This is a genomic window from Caballeronia sp. ATUFL_F2_KS9A, assembly GCF_023630765.1.
GTDB classification, from domain to species: Bacteria; Pseudomonadota; Gammaproteobacteria; order Burkholderiales; family Burkholderiaceae; genus Caballeronia; species Caballeronia zhejiangensis.
Map to the genome: position 1 here is coordinate 216,220 of NZ_JALQEK010000029.1, position 16,164 is coordinate 232,383.

At 61.9% G+C, this 16,164-nt stretch carries 24 protein-coding genes; all 24 read right to left on the reverse strand.

Features of this window, described 5'->3' with window-relative positions:
* Nucleotides 1-12: 12 nt before the first annotated feature.
* Nucleotides 13-2,589, reverse strand: coding sequence for a phage tail tape measure protein (locus NCS67_RS16660; protein ID WP_250435768.1), 2,577 nt, complete (start codon nucleotides 2,587-2,589; stop codon nucleotides 13-15).
* Nucleotides 2,589-2,705 (reverse strand): GpE family phage tail protein, encoded by a 117-nt coding sequence (locus NCS67_RS16665; protein ID WP_250435769.1) that lies wholly within the window; start codon nucleotides 2,703-2,705, stop codon nucleotides 2,589-2,591. Before NCS67_RS16665 ends, NCS67_RS16660 begins: the two co-directional genes overlap by 1 nt.
* 8 nt (nucleotides 2,706-2,713) lie before the next feature.
* The gene (locus NCS67_RS16670; protein ID WP_250435771.1) at nucleotides 2,714-3,070 is read right to left on the reverse strand and encodes a phage tail assembly protein; all 357 of its coding nucleotides are present in this window, start codon (nucleotides 3,068-3,070) and stop codon (nucleotides 2,714-2,716) included.
* Between the two features lie 65 nt (nucleotides 3,071-3,135).
* Entirely contained in the window at nucleotides 3,136-3,645 is a 510-nt protein-coding gene (locus NCS67_RS16675; protein WP_250435772.1) for a phage major tail tube protein, read from the reverse strand.
* Nucleotides 3,646-3,684: 39 nt separating this feature from the next.
* A complete protein-coding gene (locus NCS67_RS16680; RefSeq protein WP_250435773.1) occupies nucleotides 3,685-4,857 on the reverse strand; it encodes a phage tail sheath protein in 1,173 nt (390 codons plus the stop codon).
* Between the two features lie 6 nt (nucleotides 4,858-4,863).
* A complete protein-coding gene (locus NCS67_RS16685) occupies nucleotides 4,864-5,154 on the reverse strand; it encodes a hypothetical protein (protein ID WP_250435774.1) in 291 nt (96 codons plus the stop codon).
* A gap of 2 nt (nucleotides 5,155-5,156) precedes the next feature.
* Nucleotides 5,157-5,747: a DUF4376 domain-containing protein gene (locus NCS67_RS16690; protein WP_250435775.1), complete on the reverse strand. Its 591-nt coding sequence runs from the start codon at nucleotides 5,745-5,747 to the stop codon at nucleotides 5,157-5,159.
* Nucleotides 5,748-5,753: 6 nt separating this feature from the next.
* Nucleotides 5,754-6,917, reverse strand: coding sequence for a gp53-like domain-containing protein (locus tag NCS67_RS16695; RefSeq protein WP_250435776.1), 1,164 nt, complete (start codon nucleotides 6,915-6,917; stop codon nucleotides 5,754-5,756).
* Nucleotides 6,914-7,480 carry a phage tail protein I gene (locus NCS67_RS16700; RefSeq protein ID WP_250435777.1) on the reverse strand — a complete coding sequence of 189 codons (567 nt, stop codon included), beginning with the start codon at nucleotides 7,478-7,480 and terminating at the stop codon, nucleotides 6,914-6,916. The genes NCS67_RS16695 and NCS67_RS16700 overlap by 4 nt, the downstream gene beginning before the upstream one ends.
* Nucleotides 7,473-8,384, reverse strand: a complete 912-nt coding sequence (locus tag NCS67_RS16705; RefSeq protein ID WP_250435779.1) for a baseplate J/gp47 family protein — start codon at nucleotides 8,382-8,384, stop codon at nucleotides 7,473-7,475. The genes NCS67_RS16700 and NCS67_RS16705 overlap by 8 nt, the downstream gene beginning before the upstream one ends.
* Entirely contained in the window at nucleotides 8,381-8,740 is a 360-nt protein-coding gene (locus tag NCS67_RS16710) for a GPW/gp25 family protein (RefSeq protein WP_250435781.1), read from the reverse strand. The genes NCS67_RS16705 and NCS67_RS16710 overlap by 4 nt, the downstream gene beginning before the upstream one ends.
* A complete protein-coding gene (locus NCS67_RS16715) occupies nucleotides 8,737-9,420 on the reverse strand; it encodes a phage baseplate assembly protein V (RefSeq protein ID WP_250435977.1) in 684 nt (227 codons plus the stop codon). Before NCS67_RS16715 ends, NCS67_RS16710 begins: the two co-directional genes overlap by 4 nt.
* A gap of 95 nt (nucleotides 9,421-9,515) precedes the next feature.
* Nucleotides 9,516-9,989: a phage virion morphogenesis protein gene (locus tag NCS67_RS16720; protein WP_250435782.1), complete on the reverse strand. Its 474-nt coding sequence runs from the start codon at nucleotides 9,987-9,989 to the stop codon at nucleotides 9,516-9,518.
* Nucleotides 9,974-10,423: a phage tail protein gene (locus NCS67_RS16725; protein WP_250435784.1), complete on the reverse strand. Its 450-nt coding sequence runs from the start codon at nucleotides 10,421-10,423 to the stop codon at nucleotides 9,974-9,976. Before NCS67_RS16725 ends, NCS67_RS16720 begins: the two co-directional genes overlap by 16 nt.
* Nucleotides 10,416-10,661 (reverse strand): Rz1-like lysis system protein LysC, encoded by a 246-nt coding sequence (gene lysC, locus NCS67_RS16730; protein ID WP_250435785.1) that lies wholly within the window; start codon nucleotides 10,659-10,661, stop codon nucleotides 10,416-10,418. Before lysC ends, NCS67_RS16725 begins: the two co-directional genes overlap by 8 nt.
* On the reverse strand, nucleotides 10,555-10,989 hold the full coding sequence (gene lysB, locus NCS67_RS16735) for an Rz-like lysis system protein LysB (protein WP_250435786.1): 435 nt from the start codon (nucleotides 10,987-10,989) through the stop codon (nucleotides 10,555-10,557). The genes lysC and lysB overlap by 107 nt, the downstream gene beginning before the upstream one ends.
* Nucleotides 10,986-11,792, reverse strand: a complete 807-nt coding sequence (locus NCS67_RS16740) for an N-acetylmuramidase domain-containing protein (RefSeq protein WP_250435787.1) — start codon at nucleotides 11,790-11,792, stop codon at nucleotides 10,986-10,988. Before NCS67_RS16740 ends, lysB begins: the two co-directional genes overlap by 4 nt.
* Nucleotides 11,789-12,061 (reverse strand): phage holin family protein, encoded by a 273-nt coding sequence (locus NCS67_RS16745; RefSeq protein ID WP_250435788.1) that lies wholly within the window; start codon nucleotides 12,059-12,061, stop codon nucleotides 11,789-11,791. The genes NCS67_RS16740 and NCS67_RS16745 overlap by 4 nt, the downstream gene beginning before the upstream one ends.
* A 1-nt stretch (nucleotide 12,062) precedes the next feature.
* The gene (locus tag NCS67_RS16750) at nucleotides 12,063-12,407 is read right to left on the reverse strand and encodes a putative holin (protein WP_250435789.1); all 345 of its coding nucleotides are present in this window, start codon (nucleotides 12,405-12,407) and stop codon (nucleotides 12,063-12,065) included.
* Nucleotides 12,408-12,424: 17 nt separating this feature from the next.
* A complete protein-coding gene (locus tag NCS67_RS16755) occupies nucleotides 12,425-12,631 on the reverse strand; it encodes a tail protein X (protein ID WP_250435790.1) in 207 nt (68 codons plus the stop codon).
* Complete coding sequence (locus NCS67_RS16760) at nucleotides 12,631-13,107, reverse strand: head completion/stabilization protein (protein ID WP_250435791.1); 477 nt, start codon at nucleotides 13,105-13,107, stop codon at nucleotides 12,631-12,633. Before NCS67_RS16760 ends, NCS67_RS16755 begins: the two co-directional genes overlap by 1 nt.
* 102 nt (nucleotides 13,108-13,209) lie before the next feature.
* On the reverse strand, nucleotides 13,210-13,893 hold the full coding sequence (gene gpM / locus NCS67_RS16765) for a phage terminase small subunit (RefSeq protein WP_250435978.1): 684 nt from the start codon (nucleotides 13,891-13,893) through the stop codon (nucleotides 13,210-13,212).
* Nucleotides 13,890-14,906 carry a phage major capsid protein, P2 family gene (locus NCS67_RS16770; protein WP_250435792.1) on the reverse strand — a complete coding sequence of 339 codons (1,017 nt, stop codon included), beginning with the start codon at nucleotides 14,904-14,906 and terminating at the stop codon, nucleotides 13,890-13,892. Before NCS67_RS16770 ends, gpM begins: the two co-directional genes overlap by 4 nt.
* Nucleotides 14,907-14,954: 48 nt before the next feature.
* On the reverse strand, nucleotides 14,955-16,037 hold the full coding sequence (locus tag NCS67_RS16775; protein WP_250435794.1) for a GPO family capsid scaffolding protein: 1,083 nt from the start codon (nucleotides 16,035-16,037) through the stop codon (nucleotides 14,955-14,957).
* Nucleotides 16,038-16,164: the final 127 nt, after the last annotated feature.

The window sequence follows — 16,164 nt, forward strand, 5'->3', positions numbered from 1 at the left end:
GATCTGCTTTCCTTATCCCCTGTCCGAGAGGCTCGACGAGAGGCGCGACTGCTTCGCGCGGTCGCGCCGATCGAGCTCGACGGCGACGGCGCGCGCGATCGCCTGCGCGTCCATGCCCGGTTGCGGGTAGATGTTGATGATTGCTGGCGACGATGCGGCGGCCGCCGAGCCGGCCGCCGCCGGCGCGCTCGATAGCGGCCCGCGTCCATCGATCGCCACAGTCGGACGCACGAGTGCACCGGCACCGAATGAATTCACCGCGACGCCAGCGAGGCCCACGGCCGCACGCGCGACGCGGCCCTGCTCGTCTTCCATGCCGAGCGCAGCGCCCTGGCTGATGAATCCGCCGAGCTCACCGAACACGCGGCTCGGACTATGTATACCGAGCTTTTCCTTGAACCATCCTACCGTCGAGCTCGCGACGTTCACGATCGCATCTTTGACCGTGCCGAGCCCGCTCGTGATGCCGTTCACGAGCCCGCTGATGATGTTCGAGCCAATCTCCGAGAACTGAGCCGGCATCGAGCTAAACCACCCGGTGAACTCTGCGAACTTGGCACGGATGAAATCCCATGCATTCGCCGCGCCGGCTTTGATCGTGTCCCAGTGCGTGTAGATGACGTACGCCGCGACGGCGATTGCAGCGACGACAGCCGCGATCGCGAGCCCGATCGGATTCATCAACATCGCGCGCCCGGCGAACATGGCGGCCGTGCCGAACATGCGAAACGCGCTCGCGCCGATCCCTAGCACGCGTACAAGTAGCTCGCCCTGCATGCCGAGCATGGTCATGCTGAATCGCAGCACCGCGAGCGGCCCAAGCACGCCGGCGAGTGCGATCGTCAGCGTGCCGACCGTGACGAGCAGCGCGGCGAGCACGGTGAGCGCAGTAATGATCGCGATCGCGGCCGTGCTGTGCTCTTTCATGAATCCGACGACCTTCGCCGTGAGTGTTGCCTGCATCTGCAGACCGGCGTTATAGAGCGGCGACACCTTCTCGCCAATCTCCTGCTTGAGATTCTTGAGCTGCGCGAGCGACTCGGTTTCACGACCGGTCGTCATCTGCTCGCCTTTCGCCTTCAGCTCTTCGATGCCGTCAGCGCCCGCGTTGAGCTTCTCGTTCTTGTGAATCTGCCCGCTCTGCATGTACATCGTTGTGAATAGATTCGCCGCCGTACGATTCGTGAAAATCGTCGAGATCATGTCTTTGACCTTATCCGGGTCAGTGATCCCTTTCGCGGCGAGCTTCGGCAGCAGCACCTTTTCGAGCCATTCGAGCGGCGACGCCTTCAGCATGTCGCCGCCGGTGAGCGCGCCCGGCTTCACTTGCTTGAGCGTGCCGATCTTCGTGTATTCGACCATCTTCGGATCGAGCAGACCGAGCGACATCATTTGCTTGGCAGCGCGAACCGTTGTCTTGCCTTGGTAGACGTTACTGTATGCCGACATCAATCCAGTTCCGACCGCGTGCCCGCCCATTTCCTGAATGAGCGGCTCCATCTGATAATAGAACGCGTCTTTGCGCAGTTGCTTCGCCGCGACGCCACCGGTCTGAATGAAATTGCGCCATTCATCGCCGCCCACGCGGCCGCCGGTTGCGGTGAGCACCTTCTGCACCATGTTCGCTTCGTCTTTGAACGTCGCTTCGTCTTTGGTGCCGCCGCGCAGCTCGATCACCTTCAACATGTTCATGAACTTCTCTTCGTTCGCGTGCGCATCTTCCGCACCAAACATCGATTCGTTCGCAAACTTCATCTTGGCGAGCGTCGGCATGACCATTTGCGCATGATGCTCGTCGGCAAAGATGGTGAGCGCGTCTCGCATCATCGTGAGATTGTCGGTCGTCGACACGCCATACATTTTCATGGCGCGCGCGTATTTGATCGCGTCTTCCGCCGCATGATCGCCGAGGCCGAGCGCCTTAATGCGCATGCCCTCGTTCTCCGCTTTCTTCGACTCGTCGAGCGTTTCGCGCAAGTCGCCGAGCACATGCGCGCCGGTGCTGCGCGTGGCGTAGCCGGCCACAGCCATATTCGCCGCGAAGCCCTGCACGCCCTGCATGCTCTTGCGCGCCGTGGCGACGCGCTTCTCACGATCGCTGATTTGCTGCAGCTTGGCGGCCTGCTCATTCATGGCCGCGTTGGTCGCCGCGATGTTGGTGCGCAGCTCGCGCTCATGTTGCGCGAGGTTGCGCGTATTGATGCCTGCGCCTTCGAGGCGCGTGCGCAGATCGTTGACCGTCTGCGCCTGTTGCTTTTGCTGTTGCGAGAGCGCGCGTGCGGCCTCGCGTGCGCTCTGCAAGTCCGCGATCATCTTCTGCGACGGCGGCCCCATGGTGCGCAGCGAGCCCGCCAATTCCTTCACGCGGGCGCGCGCGGTCGCGAGCTGCGCGCCGGTTGCTTCGAGGCCGGTGCGCATTTCACGAAACGAGGCGACGGCCTTTTGCGTCTTAACCATTTCGGCGAGCTCGCGCCGCGTTTCCTTCAATGACGCGGCGAGCCCCTTGTTTCCCGCGAGCATGGTTTTAAGGGGCTTGGTGATGTTGTCGACCATGTCGAACATCACGCGGAGTTTCAGCGCGTTATCCATCAGTCTTTTCGCTCGTATCGTTCACGCGCCCGCTCGCGCCAGTCCATCAGCTCCGACAGGCTGAATTCATTCATCGTCGCCGGCGTCCATCCGAACACGAGCGCGATATCGGCCATGGGGTCTTCTACCCGTTCAGGGATTCCAGCTTCGACTTCACGGCCTTCGGCGTCAAAAAACCTGCAAAGATGCCTCCCAGCATCACGAGGTCAGCCGGATCGATGTTCGCGACATCCTGCTCGGTCAGCGTCGGCGTGCTGATGCGCGGCAGCACCTTCGAGAGCGCAACCACGTCGAGATTCACGAGATCGGAGAGCGACGCGCCGCGCAGCTCGCCCGACTTCGGTTTGCGCAACGTGACCTTATCGATGGTCTGATTGCCGCGCACGAGCGGCGTGTCGAGCGTGTGCGTGTTCGGGTCTTCGACGAGCTCGGCGACAACGTCGACGGCGTCTTGCGTATTGGTCTGCTTGTTCGTTTTCATGCTGTCCCTTGTGGCGTGATGTGAATGATCGCGAGCCGGTCATGGCCGGCCCGCGTGTGGTTCGGTTACAGGCCGATCGCGGTGCGCAGCGCCGCGAGCAGATCAGTGCCGCCGACCTTTTCGATCATGTTGACGAAATCGAGCTCGATGATGTCTTCGCCGTTGATGCTCAGCTTGTAGTAGCTGGCGACGGTCGTCACCTTGAAAGACGTGTCTTCCTTCGCCTTCGCTGTGCCCGGATCGATTTCCATGTGACGACCCTTCACGACGATCTCGACGGAGTCGTACGAGGTCGAGTCTTCCGCCTGATAGCCGCCTGCGAATCGCAGCAGCACGCCGTCATGCTTCGTGATGCCGTATTGTGTGAGCACCGATTTCATGAGGCCGCCGGCGGTCCATTCCATCTGAATGCCTTCCTGACCGAAATCGACCTTGATCGGGCCGCTCATGCCGCCGCCCTGCCAGTCTTCCATCTTTCGCGTCAGCTTCGGCAGCGTGATTTCGCCGACTTGCCCGACGAAATTCTCGCCGTTGTGGAAGAGGTTGAACCCCTTCAGCTTACGAGGCATACCCATGTTGTGAGGCTCCTATACGTGCCGATATGGCGTGTGTGGTTACGCGTTCACGCGCGAGGCGAAGTCGGCGAGGTAACGATCGGTGATGCGTTGCTGCAGCACCAAGTTTTCGAGCGGCGGCACCGGCGTGTAGTCATAGTCGATGTACGCCTTGCCCGACTTCAGCACATCGGTCGTGTTCGGCTCCGGGTCAAACCACGACGAACCGCCGATCATGTAACCCTGCGACACCCACTCGCGGAACTTGCCGTTGATCGCTTCGATGATGTCGCGCGGCAGCGACGGATTGAGCGGGCCGTCGATGACAGGCATCTGCGCTTCTGCGATCGAATCCGCGATGACCTGCGCCGTGCGCGTGTAGTTCTCGAACTGAAAGAGCGGATCGTCGGAACAGGTACGCGAGCCCCAAAACCGATAGCCGTCTTTGTTGATGAGCGTCGTCACGTCGAGCTCGTTGAGATAGCCCGCGTCGGTCGCCGGGTCTTGCAAGTCCCACGACACATCAGCCGAGATTCCCACGACGCCATTCACGCCGACATTCGACAGGGTCTTATGCCAGCCGGTGTCGTTGTCGATCTTGGCGCGCAGGCCCATCGCATACGCGACGGCCGGCACTTCGACATTCGCGTTCGCCGTCGAATCCCAAGCGAGGAAATTCGGCCACATGATCATGACTTCGCGCTGGCTGAATTGAGCGCGATAGGTCGTGACTTCCTCTTTCGTCTTGCATCCGCTCGCATAGGCGTACACGAACCCGCGCAGCGATTGCGCGATCGCGGCGAGCGCGGCCGTGACCGGCTGCGTGTCGAGGTCCGGCGCGCCGAGAATCCGCGGCTTGACGCCGAGCTGCGCCTGCGCGGCGAGCAGCGCTTTCATGCCGGTGTATTTGCCATCTGCCGTCACCGAGCCGATGACGTTCGTCGTCGTCGCGGCCGCGTCCGCACCTTCAGCAACGCGCACGACAACCGTCACCGGCTTGGTTTGCTGACCGATCGCATTGAGCGTCTTGTACAGCGTGCCTTTGGTGCCGGCTTTGCCGAGCGCGGCGACAACGTTCGTGATCAATACGGGTGTATCGAGCGGGAACATCGTCGCGTCGGCGTCTTCTGCCGTGCACACGACGCCCACGACAGCAGTCGATACCGTGCGAATCGGGCGCGTGCCCGAATTAATTTCAACGACGCGTACGCCGTGGTGATAGTCCTGCGCCATGTTGTTTCACTCCGAGGGTGAGGTGATACGGGAAAGTGTCGCGGTCGAATCGTTCGATGCGCCGCTCTGGTTTTCGGGAAAGAGCGCGCGCGCACCTTCATCCGATTCGATCGACTTCAGGCAATGGTCTTTCTGCAGCAGATCGAGGCAACGACAGAGCACGCAGCCCCATCGCTTGCCCTCTTGCATGGCCTTGCCCGCGCGGCTCGATATCGTCTCGTCGGGATCGCCTAATGCGATCGTGTTCGCGAGCTGATCGAGCGCCACGAGCACGTTTCGAATCCAGCACGAGAACACGCTCAGCTCCACGCGATTGCATTTACTGCGTCGACTGATTCGGCGGCCGCAACTTGCGCAGCGAGCTGCGCATTGCGCGCCATCGCGTCGAGGATTGCGGCTTTGCCGTCCTGGCCTACGCGCTGAATCTGCGCGGCCGTGTGCGCACGAAACTCCCATTGGCCGGATGCATCGGCGCACCAAAACGGCGTCGACCAATCGGCCGCATTGCCGGGCATGAGCGAGGCGAGCACGCTCGATGCGAGGTTTTGCTGATCGGTGTCTTTCGCCGGATAGCTGAAGAGCTCGCCGAGCGCGCTCGACGAAAAGCCTGCGTAGATCGTTGCTTTGCATGCGGCCGACAGCTCGGCAACTTTTGCGGCTTGCGCCGCCGCGAGCAGCTCGGCGTTAGACGGCGGCGGCATGTCGGCGAGCCCGCCATCTTTCACGCCGCGTGTGCCCTGGTTGCTAATGCAGAAAATCCATTCGTCATCCGTTATATCGATGACGCTCGCGCCATCTGGCGCGGGGCTATCAACGGTGTCATAGAAAGCGATGATCGGCTTGACGAGCTCGTTGCTCGATGCGTCGTATGCGGCTTGTTTTTGGCTCATGATTTTTTAGTATCCGATCGAAATAAGCTGCACGCCACCGGACATTCGCGACGGAGTACTCCCGGATGTTGTCCAGTTATTCAAAAGGCAACCTGTCTTTGATTGGTTGTACTGTGTAGCGAACGAAAATCCGTTGTTATTCGGTGTGACAACAACGTTTAAGCATGCCGTAGGAAAAGCGATAGGCCATGTGACAGGAGTGTCCGCCGATGCGCTGCTTGTGAGATTCATCCACTGGATAATCAAGCCGCTTGGTAGCTTTTGATAGCCGGAACCGACCAGCGATGCAGTAAATTGCGACGAATAGCGGTTCATCAGATTGCCGCCAAACGCATACCAGCCGTTTGTCCCGTTGCTAATCAGAGTGACAGCCTCGCCCGGCTGCAACGTCAGAGTTGTGAGCGCCGAGCCATTCACAGAAATGGTGTCGGTGCCTTGACGATTTATCGTCATGTTGACGTTTGTCTGATTGACGAAATCGATAGCCGCGCCGCGAGCAATGGATGAACACAACGGCAACACTTGCGTTGATGCCGCGCTAGCAATCTGGATATTCGCCGATCCAACGCTTGCCGGCGTTAGCGTCTGGCTAACGGCTCCGACAAGTCCTGCATAATTGCCGAGCGCTTGCTGCAGAGCCGCCATCGTGGCAATTGACGTGTCGCTTACGAACTGCGCGGGCGTGACGCCCTTTCTGATACCCGCACTGTTCTCGATCAGTACCCATGCACCGTTGCCGCTGTTCAAAGCGGAATTCCACTGCACGGCACACAGCCCGTTCACGACAATCTCACCACCGGTCAATGGCGCGTGATCGAGCCCATAGATCGGGCTCGGTGCGATGATCGGCGCATCTGTCGCGTTTGGCGTGAAAGTCGTCGCGCCGGTGTTCGCCGACGCGGCTTTGAAACGCAGCACCATGCCGTCGACGCGAGCGGTCACGACCGGCGCATACGATGCAGTGATCGCGTTCGCGGTGCCGCCGGCGAGCGAATATGCCTTTGCGACGTTAAAGATTTCCGCGATTCGATTGAATAGATACTTCGTTCGGTTCGCGAGCTGCTTAAGCGGCTTGTTATCGATGCCGTCCGGTCCACCTTCGACCGGGTCAGACGTCTCGTACTGGTAAATCCCCGCTTCCCACTGATCCTGATCGACGATATTCGTCATGCTTGGACGCTCCCTCTTGTGTATTGGCCGTTGCGCAGCGCGACGCCGTTATGCCGAATTTCGGCTTGCTGATAATCGAGCGACACGAGCTGCGAGCGCTGCGGCGCATACCGTTCGAGCACGGCGCGCAGGTTCATCGCTTGGTCAACCGTGATCGGCTGCGAGAGACGCACGATGTATTGCGCCCACGCCGACGCATCGCCGTGCAAGTAATCGCCATTGCGCGTCGTGCTGCCGTCGCGCCGGCGAATGCGCCGCCCTTCGACGATCGTCACTTCGCCGAAACCAAGCCGGCGAATCACTTCGCGCACGGCCCATGGCGTGCCGCGCTTCTGATGCAGTTGAATCGCGCCCTTGATCAGCGCGCGCCGTGCGGCGTCTGACTCGGCGAGCTCCCATCCATCAACGGACACTTCGGCCGCGAGATACGGCAGCAGCGCCGCCGGGCACGTGTCGGGATTCCAATAGTCGCGAATCGGGATCGGCAGATCGTCGATCGCGCCGATCGCGGTCGCGGTGCGCTTTTCGAGCGTGGTCGCATTCGGCGGCAGCAGATTAGGCATAGATACCGCCGTTCTCGATCACAACTTCGAGGCAAAAGGACGCCTGCGTGTCGTCGATTACAAGGTCTGCGGCCGGCTCGATCAGTTCCGTCTTGGTGAGGCCGGCGGCCTGCAACACACCGGTGATTGCCGACACTGCCACGCCGACGCCGATGCGGTGCACCTTGTCCGCATACGCCTGCGCATTTTTCGCGGCCTGCGCGAGCAGCACATCAGCGCCCACGGCCGATTTCGTGTAGCCCTTCGCGTGAATGCGATACGCAACGATTTCCGCCGAGGCGACAAAGACGGTGTCATTGAGCGGCCGCTGATCTTCCGCGCTCAGTGCGTCATCGACCGCGTCGATGATCGACTGCGGCACCGTGCCGTCGCCGTCGCGCGCGAGCAGCGTCACAAGCACGTCGCCCGGTTGTGGGCGCGAGGTCTTCGCATCGAGCAGTTGCCCGTCGACGGCGAGCGCCTTCGAGACATACGCGGCCGCCGGCCCGGCGACGCTAAATCCTTGCGGCGCGAGCTGAATGCGCCGGCGCAGATCGTCGTCGTCTTCGTCGACTTCGTCGATGTTGTTCTCCGGATCGGCCGGCGTCACGACGAGACGCAGCAGCCCGAAAAGCGCCGCGCGCTGCGCGAGGTCGTTTCCGGTCGCGAAAGCGAGCATCACGGCGCGCGTCGCATCGTTGATCCGCTGACGCAGCACGAGCTCGCGATAACTGTTCTCCTGCAGCAGACGCGCGAGCGGCTCGGATTCGAGCTCGACGGTCGCCGCGATATCGGCCTGCTCGTCTTCCGGCCACAGCGCAATGAGCGCGGCCTTACGCGTCGCGAGAATGCTCTCAAAGTCGAGCACTTCGAGCACATCAGGAAGCGGCAGGCTAGCGAGGTCGATTAATGCTGACGTGCTCATAGCGTTTGTCCGGTTGTCAGGTCGACTTTGGTCTGAACCGTGTCGCCGGTTTCGGTCGTATAGCCTTCGATGTCTAATACCTGCGCACCGCCGAAAGTCGAATCGTCGGTGCTCAGTTGCACGCGCGTGATCGTCAGACGCGGCTCATATCGCATGAGCGCCGTCGCGACGGCCGCGTAGAGACGCGTGCGCGCCGCGCCGTTGTTCGGTTGGTCGACGAGATCGAAGAGCTCGGAGCCGAACGCGCGACGCTTGACGCACGACGCGAGCGGCGTCGTCAGAATCTTTGCGATCGACTGATACAGGTGCGAAAGGCCGCCGAGCGAGCGGCCGGTGCTAGCGTTCATCCCTTTCATATCGGCTCACCCACGGTCCCGCCTTGCGGATCGGCGTGCGAGTGGTGCGGCACGCTGACGCCTCCCGACTTCACTTCGCCGCTGAAATCAGCCGCGCCGTCGATCGTCATCGTCTTGCCTTCGCCTCCACTGCCCGTCATGCCCGATTCGAAAGCGAACTGGCCTTTCACCGTGAGTGACTTGGTGACGATCGTATCGCCATCGAGCGTGATCGAATCGGCTTTGACGTTCGCCGTCTGCGTCGTCACATTCACCGCGCCCGGCGCAATTACCTTCACCGTCGCGCCGGCCGGCAACGTCGCCGACAGCTCGTGCGCAGCATGGTCGTACTGCATAACTGCGCCATCTGGATAGACGGTCGTGTGCACGTCCGCGCTATGCGCCGGTGCCGGCGCGGCGTCGGAAAAGATGCCGGGCAGCGCGACGCCTTGCGCCGGATCGCCCATCGGACAAAAGAGCACGACCTGCTCGCCGACAGTCGGCGGATTCCATTCGCGCGTCGCGCCTGCGCGCGCAGCGAAAAACGGAATCCAGTTCGTCGTCAGGCCGGGATTGTTCGTGTCTTCGGGGTCGCCCACCGATACGCGCACGGTCGGCGGGTTCGTCGAGAGGTCGACCGCGAACACTGACCCTTTGCGGATCAGGTTGACAATCAAGCGGCGGAATTCGTTAGCGTCCATATCGGCCATGTTGCCGGCCATGCGCGCGCGAGGCGAGCGACGCGCTATGTGTTTCGTCTGGACACAAAAAAGCCCTGCGAACAGGGCTCGAATCGTTACTTGGTGATGTGCTTCAAGATCATGTCGCGGATCAGTTCGCGGTCTTCTGTCGTGAAGCCGAGCAGCACGCGCGCCGGGTATTTGTAGTCTTTCCCGCCGGGCGCGACGCGATCCGTCTCGCCGAACTGATGCACGCGCGCCACGCGCGACACGCGGCCAGAAAAGCCAATCGCGAGCCCGGTCGCGTCGACTTCTGTCTGCAGGTAACGCGCGGTGCGCAGCTTCATAAACATCGCCGTGCGCTTGATGCGGCCGCGCTTGTCGCGCAGCGCTTTGCCGCCGGGCTTGAGTCGCGGCTTTCGTGCATCGTAGCCGCTCCCGTCTGGATTGCGTTGCGCCGCGATGCGCGCCTGTTGACTGCGGCGCAGCTCACGCGCGATGTCGCGCATCGCCGCACGTCGCGCCGGCGCGTCGAGCTTCGTGAGCAGGCCGCCGAGCCAGTTTTCGAAGAGGTTCAGCTCTTCGGCCACGGTTCACCGGTCCATGTGATCGAGTCGGCAAGCGCTTGCGAATCGTCGATGTGCGTCACGGTGCGCTCGCCTGTCGGGCCGGTGCCGACGACGACGCTTTCTGTCATCTGCAGCTTGATCGACACATCGGCGGTCGCGTTGTCGAGAATGTCGATCTCGAACGTGATGCCGTTCGAGCGTTGATCGAAATTGCTCACGAGGTCCGACTGATACTTTCGCACCCAATCGACGATCGCAATAAAGAGGTCGTCGGCGTCGCCGGCGAAATCCAGCACGATCACGTTGAGCACGTAGCGATACTCGAACGAGCTCGATATCGTGCCGGTCGCTGCGAGCGATCCCTGATCGATGAATACCGTCAGCTTGTCGGGATTTTCCGCAAGCGTCGGGATAGCAGCGACGAGCGCCGCGCGCAGGCTCGCCGGCTTAATCATGCTTCGCCGGCGCGGCCTGCGCGTCGATTTCTGCCTGCGCGGCCGTCTGGCACGAAACGATCATGTCGACTTTGGCCGCACATGCACCCCATGCGCCTTTGGCGGTCGTGAGCGCCGCACGCAGCTCGCCATTAGTTGTCGGAGCCATCGCCGGCAGCGTGCACGGAGTGATCGTCTGACACTGCAGCACCGAAATCCGCGGTGCCGGTGTAAGCGGGGCTTGCTGACAGGCGCACAACGTCAGCAGGCAAAGGAGTATCGGCCCACGTGCGAACGGTCGGATTTTCATTGATCACCTTCTTGATTGCTTGGCGTTCGCTCGTGACGGCCGCATGAACGGCGGTCGTCGACTTGTCGAGCTGCGCTTGCTGCTTCGCTTTTTCGCTCGCGTTGCGCTGCAGGTCGGCGATCGTCTTGTTTCGGTCGACAATTCCCTGCTTCGCGGTTTCGAGCTGATGATTTGCATCGTCTAGCTCGGCGTGCAGCTCGCGCACGTAGAGCACGCCACCCACGAGCGCCGCGATCACGATCGCGCCGGCGACGAGTTTCGCGATGATCGGATTCATGCGGCCGCCTTTTCCGCCGGCGCATAGCGCTCGTACGCGCGCGCCAGCTTCACGTCATAGAGATTTTGCGCATAGGCCGCGCCGTTGTATCCCTTCGCGAACTGAACCCACTTGCGCGCCTTCAGCGCCGCGAGCAGATTCGCATCGGCCGCAACGAACCGCACGAAGGCGTCGAGCTGGTCGCCCTCGCCGTTTTCCATGCGCGACACGAACTCGTCGACGCTTGCATAGCCGAGCCGCTTCCAGTGCTCGCCCATCACCTGAAACGCGCCCCAACTCGCCGACTCGTACGCTGCGCCGGCGTCGATCAATTCGGCCGATGCGAGGCGCATGTATTCCGCCGGTCCGCCCTTATAGCCGCCGCGATCCTGCGCGACGATGTTCGGATAGCGCGCCGCGAGCGGTGCCGGATCGATGCCGCGCGCCTGCAGGCGTTGCCAGAAAATGTGACGCTCGAAGAGAATCACCGGCCGGCCATCAGAGAGGAAGCCCGAACCGCTCGACTCGACTTCATTCACCGCGCGCACGCATGCGACCTGCACGCCGAGCGCGGCGGCCGCCTGGACAATGTCCGCGTCGCCGAGGTGCTTCGGATCGCGCCGGCCGGTCGCGATCGCCGCGAGCGTCTTCGGTCCTGCGATGCCGTCGACGACGAGCCCGGTTTTCGTCTGGATCGCCTTGACGGCGGTTTCCGTTTCGTCGTCATAGACATGCGTCACGGCAAGCGTGTAGCCGGCCCGAATGAGCCGACGCTGCAGCAGGCCGACATCGTCGCCGAAGTCGCCGAGTCGATGCGTTTTCATTGTTCGTTGCTCCACAAGAGCCGCGCGATGTTGCCGCGCGCGGCGTACACGAAGAGCGCCAGTAGGACAGCCGTCGCCGCTTCGAAAAATCCGACGTGCTTCGCGTGCAGTGCGAGCTCGATCGCCGATCCGCCCGACACCGCAACGACCGCCCATGCGACCCACGAAACATGATGGCGGTGTCTGGCGCCGTTGCGCCGATAGAACAGGACACGCAGCATGGCCGCGACGTGAGCCGCGAGCGCGATCACCGCAAACGAGATGTGCATATCAGCCGCCTCGCTTCAGGAATGCCAGTAGATCGATGTTTTTCACGCGCTCGATCAGTTGCAACGTGACAGTTATCACGAGCGCGGCCGCAAAGAAGCCGGCGACGCCCGTCGATCGGATCGGCGTCGCGTTGACGATTTCGGGCGCGGCGAGATAGCCCATCACAAGCGAAATCAGCATGTACGCGATGCGCTGCAAAATGCCGATGTCTTTCGAGGTCACGACGACAAGCGCCGCGCCGGTGAAAGCGCCGATCAGCGCATTGCCGTCGATTCCGGGCGCAAGGCCGGCGAGTCCGATCGCTGCCGACAGCGCTGCGGCGGTTGTGGTGTTCGGTTCGGCCATGTCGCCAGCTCCAAAGATCAGTCAAACAATTGCAATAGCGGCGTCGTGCTCTCGACGGTCGAGAGCGCAGGCATATCGACGACAGTTCCGAGCGGCAGCACGAGGCCCAAATCGGCGAGGCCCGCGTTAGCTTCGAGCACCGCCTCAACGGTGCCATCGGTGCGACCGTAGATGCGCCAGCACAGCGCGTCTACTGTGTCGCCTTGTTGCGTCGTGACCTTCATCAGATCAACTCGACGGTCGATCGCGCGATGCCGCGCAAGTCGTTGAGCGCCCACCTGACGTTACGGCGCGCGCTGCAGATCGTCGCTTCGAGGTCTTCGGCCTTCTGCCCGCCCGACTTTGTCGTGTCCCAATCGCGATAGCGTTCGGTGAGGTCGGCGTGCGTCATGTTGAACACGGCGCGGCGGTATCGCGCGAGCTGCACGCTCTCGCCAGCGACGCGCGGCGCAGGCACATCGGCGAGCGTCGCGAATCCGGCCGCGAGCTTCTCGACGCGCCATGTGTAGAGCTCGGCGTTCACGCTCGCGACCGCGTCGATGGTCGCCTCGCGCAAACGCTCATGTGTCACGGTGCCATCGAGGCGCGTCGATGCGCGCAGCTCGTCGAGCGAGATATCGGGAAAGAAGCCGTCGTTTTCGATCGTCGCCGCGTCGGGCGTCGGCGGATTCGGTTCGGCGGTCGCGATAAAACTGCTCATAGCACGTGACTCGGAATAAGTGGACGGTGAACCGGCGTCGGTATCGCGTAGCGCTCAGCCGTTGCGATCGTCAGCCGGTGCCGTCGATGCCGGGGGGGCTCGTTACGTGCGGCCGGCCGCTTTGGCCGTCGCACTCCTCAACTCGTTTTCGAGTCGAGTGATGTCTTTTTTCACGCCGATCCGATCGTGCAAGTCGACGGCTCGGCGAAACATTTCAAGCGCTCGAACCGGGTCGGACTTCTCCAACGCGTAGCCGAGTGCCTTCTGCAGCTTTGCTCTGATCTGATCGTGCATGTCATACGATCGCGTCAGCTCGTCGACTTCCTGCAGGAAGCCGACCGGGAAAATTTCGCCGGTGCTGAAGGCGCGCAATGCAGCCTCCGCGAATTCTTCTGCGACCGCCGCCGGCAGCGCTCGCTCATAGTGCTCAGGCAATGTCATGGCGTGCCGCAGCGCATAGCGCGCGATATCTAGCGCGCCGGCATAGTCGCCCGCGTCGATACGCCAGATCATGACCGTTGCAATTACATCGTCTTGAGCGCCCCGCCCACCATCAAGCACGCCGGCGACGTAGTCGACGTATTCCGGCAGCACTTCGCGCTTCACATCGATCTTTCGTGCGACCGACTGAATCGACTTCAGTCGACGCTTATCGACCGCGAGCTTTGCGAGCATGAGCTCGTATTGCCGCGTGCCGGCGAGCGTCTTACCGGGCGCGACCGATGCGGCCGCTTGTGCTGCGCGAATGCGCGCTTGGTGTCGGCGAGCAGGGCTAGACATCGTTATGCCGCCTCAATCTCGATGTTTTCCACGACCGCGCCACAGCCGTAGTCTTCGACGACATACGCCTCGTTGCTCGATTCGTAGTTCTCGATCTGATCTCGCTTCGGGTTGTCCACCACCGTGCGACGGCGGCCGCCGTTCTGGTAATAGATCGACAGATTGTCGAGACGCGTGATCGCGAGCGTGTTCGCCGGGAAGAACGGCGCGCTCACGGCCTGTTTGCCGCCGATGCGCTTGCCGCTGATGACCATATCGAGCGCGGCCTGCTCGGTCGCAACGTTCGCCGAGCTCACGAGCGGGAAATACTTGTCATGCAGCAGCGCGCTACCGACCACGACCACCACGGCCGGATCATCGCGATACCACTCGTCGAGCAGTTGCAGCGCGTCGAGCACGAGCGCGTCGAGATTCTTGTAATCGGAGCCGGCGGCCGTGCCGACCTTGACCTTGTTCGAGCCTGCGACGGCTTCGTGCATCACGCGATCGGCGGCGTTTTCGCGCCACTTTTGCAGCCAGCCCTTATTCACGTCCTGCAGCAGCGGATTCGCTGCGCGGTCCGACGATGCGGCGCGCGACGTGCCATTGAAGCCGATGCAAATCCGGTCGAGTGCCGTGCGCTGCACGATCGCGTCGCGAATCAGCGTCTGGAATTCGGGCTTTTGCGCCCACGCATCGAGGCGCGAGTACTTCAGCGCCGTGTCGAAATTGGTCTGCGTGCAGAAGTAGCCGTTGTCGTCGAGCGTCGTCGGATCGACGGGCGTGCGATCTTTCGCGCTCGTGTCGGTCGTGCTGGCGATCGGTGCGCCGATGCCGAGGCCGATTTTCGAACCGGCCTGCTCTTCGACACCAATCATGTTGATGCGCTTCAGGAATTCGCTCGACGCCTGAATTCGGCCTTCGAGTGTTTGCTGCACGGACGGGTCGACCGTGAATTTCACCGACGCATCGGGCACGCCGTTGAGCTGTGCGATCGCGCCGAGATAGGCATTGAACAGCGCGCGGGTATTGTTGCGCATGAACTTCTCCAAACGTTGAGGGGTAAGCCGGGTCAGGTAGCGGAACGATCAGCAGTCGGTCGTTTGCACGCCGCTCGATCCGGTCGCCGGCGCGCGCGGTGCGCTGCTCGGCTGCGTCGACAGCTTTGCGGTGAGCTCTTCGAGTTGCTTCGCGGTCGATGCGTGTGCGCCCTTCTCTGCGTCGAGCTCGGTTCGCAAGGTGTCGAGCTGCGTCGACAGCTCTTCGACACGCGTCGCTTGTTCGTTACTGTGCGTTGCGAGTGCTTCGATTGCCTGCGCCGCATCGGCAAAGCGCTTTTCGTCCGATGCGCCCTTGGTGCGCACGAGGCCGATGATTTCGGCGACACGAGCGAAGAGGCCCGGTGATGTGATGCTCGGCGCGGTCTGCGTCGGCTCGATGCCTTCGAATTCGATCGCGGTTTCTTCCGCGACTGAAAAGACGTTGTCGGGGCTCTGCTTGCGGTGTGCCAGCGGATTCTTTGCGCCGAGGCCGGCCGCGAACTGCAGGATTTCCGTTCCGAGACTCGCCGGGCTATCCGTCACCGCGAGGCCCATGAGATAAGCCTGCTTCGTGTCAGCGAACGAATAGCTGATTTCGATCGACGTATAGATTTTCTGACCGGCATTCACGAGCGCCACGAGCGCCGGCGTCGGCTTGATCTGCGCATACAAAGCGAACTTACCTTTGAGCGGACCATCGGCGAGCGCTTCGGCCTTCAGTGCGATCACGTCGCCGTACGCGCCGAAGGGATTCGTTTCCGACAAGGGGGCATAGCCGCGAATGTGCTCGCAGTTCACGCGTGCGCCGTACTTCTCCGGGTCATACGACGCGGCCATCTGTTCGATCCATTCGCGTTGAATGTTCCGGCCATCGGTTGTCGCACCTTCGACCGCGACTCGAAACCATTTCGAAGTCGTGTCGGCATGTGCGCCTACGCCAGTGATCTGACCGATGCCGAGTGCCGCGAGACTTGCCGCGCCGAACATCGGCGCATGTCCGGTGAGTGCGCCGATCACGTCGACGTGGTTCATAAGCGCGGGCACTACGGCAGCGTGCGCGTACGCCGGCACCATCATGCAGACCACGGCGTAAATCCCGGCCGCGACGGCCAGCATCGTTTTACGTTTCATCGAAAAGCCTCTCAGGTTCAATTTGGGCGTTACCACATGTGACATGTGTAAGTGAATGTTGCACTTGCCGAGTCCGACAAACAACGAAGCGCATCAGTAATTCGTCGGAGTACAAACGACTCTTATG

Coding starts and splice junctions, on each gene's coding strand:
- NCS67_RS16725 (WP_250435784.1), bottom strand. CDS start 10,423: ATGATTAAGCCGGCGAGCCTGCGCGCGGCGCTCGTCGCTGCTATCCCG.
- NCS67_RS16710 (WP_250435781.1), bottom strand. CDS start 8,740: ATGAAAGGGATGAACGCTAGCACCGGCCGCTCGCTCGGCGGCCTTTCG.
- NCS67_RS16740 (WP_250435787.1), bottom strand. CDS start 11,792: ATGAAAACGCATCGACTCGGCGACTTCGGCGACGATGTCGGCCTGCTG.
- NCS67_RS16745 (WP_250435788.1), bottom strand. CDS start 12,061: ATGCACATCTCGTTTGCGGTGATCGCGCTCGCGGCTCACGTCGCGGCC.
- NCS67_RS16660 (WP_250435768.1), bottom strand. CDS start 2,589: ATGGATAACGCGCTGAAACTCCGCGTGATGTTCGACATGGTCGACAAC.
- NCS67_RS16775 (WP_250435794.1), bottom strand. CDS start 16,037: ATGAAACGTAAAACGATGCTGGCCGTCGCGGCCGGGATTTACGCCGTG.
- NCS67_RS16680 (WP_250435773.1), bottom strand. CDS start 4,857: ATGGCGCAGGACTATCACCACGGCGTACGCGTCGTTGAAATTAATTCG.
- NCS67_RS16675 (WP_250435772.1), bottom strand. CDS start 3,645: ATGGGTATGCCTCGTAAGCTGAAGGGGTTCAACCTCTTCCACAACGGC.
- lysB (WP_250435786.1), bottom strand. CDS start 10,989: ATGAATCCGATCATCGCGAAACTCGTCGCCGGCGCGATCGTGATCGCG.
- NCS67_RS16750 (WP_250435789.1), bottom strand. CDS start 12,407: ATGGCCGAACCGAACACCACAACCGCCGCAGCGCTGTCGGCAGCGATC.
- NCS67_RS16665 (WP_250435769.1), bottom strand. CDS start 2,705: ATGGCCGATATCGCGCTCGTGTTCGGATGGACGCCGGCGACGATGAAT.
- NCS67_RS16690 (WP_250435775.1), bottom strand. CDS start 5,747: ATGAGCCAAAAACAAGCCGCATACGACGCATCGAGCAACGAGCTCGTC.
- NCS67_RS16755 (WP_250435790.1), bottom strand. CDS start 12,631: ATGAAGGTCACGACGCAACAAGGCGACACAGTAGACGCGCTGTGCTGG.
- NCS67_RS16695 (WP_250435776.1), bottom strand. CDS start 6,917: ATGACGAATATCGTCGATCAGGATCAGTGGGAAGCGGGGATTTACCAG.
- NCS67_RS16670 (WP_250435771.1), bottom strand. CDS start 3,070: ATGAAAACGAACAAGCAGACCAATACGCAAGACGCCGTCGACGTTGTC.
- NCS67_RS16705 (WP_250435779.1), bottom strand. CDS start 8,384: ATGAGCACGTCAGCATTAATCGACCTCGCTAGCCTGCCGCTTCCTGAT.
- NCS67_RS16760 (WP_250435791.1), bottom strand. CDS start 13,107: ATGAGCAGTTTTATCGCGACCGCCGAACCGAATCCGCCGACGCCCGAC.
- NCS67_RS16715 (WP_250435977.1), bottom strand. CDS start 9,420: ATGGACGCTAACGAATTCCGCCGCTTGATTGTCAACCTGATCCGCAAA.
- NCS67_RS16700 (WP_250435777.1), bottom strand. CDS start 7,480: ATGCCTAATCTGCTGCCGCCGAATGCGACCACGCTCGAAAAGCGCACC.
- NCS67_RS16770 (WP_250435792.1), bottom strand. CDS start 14,906: ATGCGCAACAATACCCGCGCGCTGTTCAATGCCTATCTCGGCGCGATC.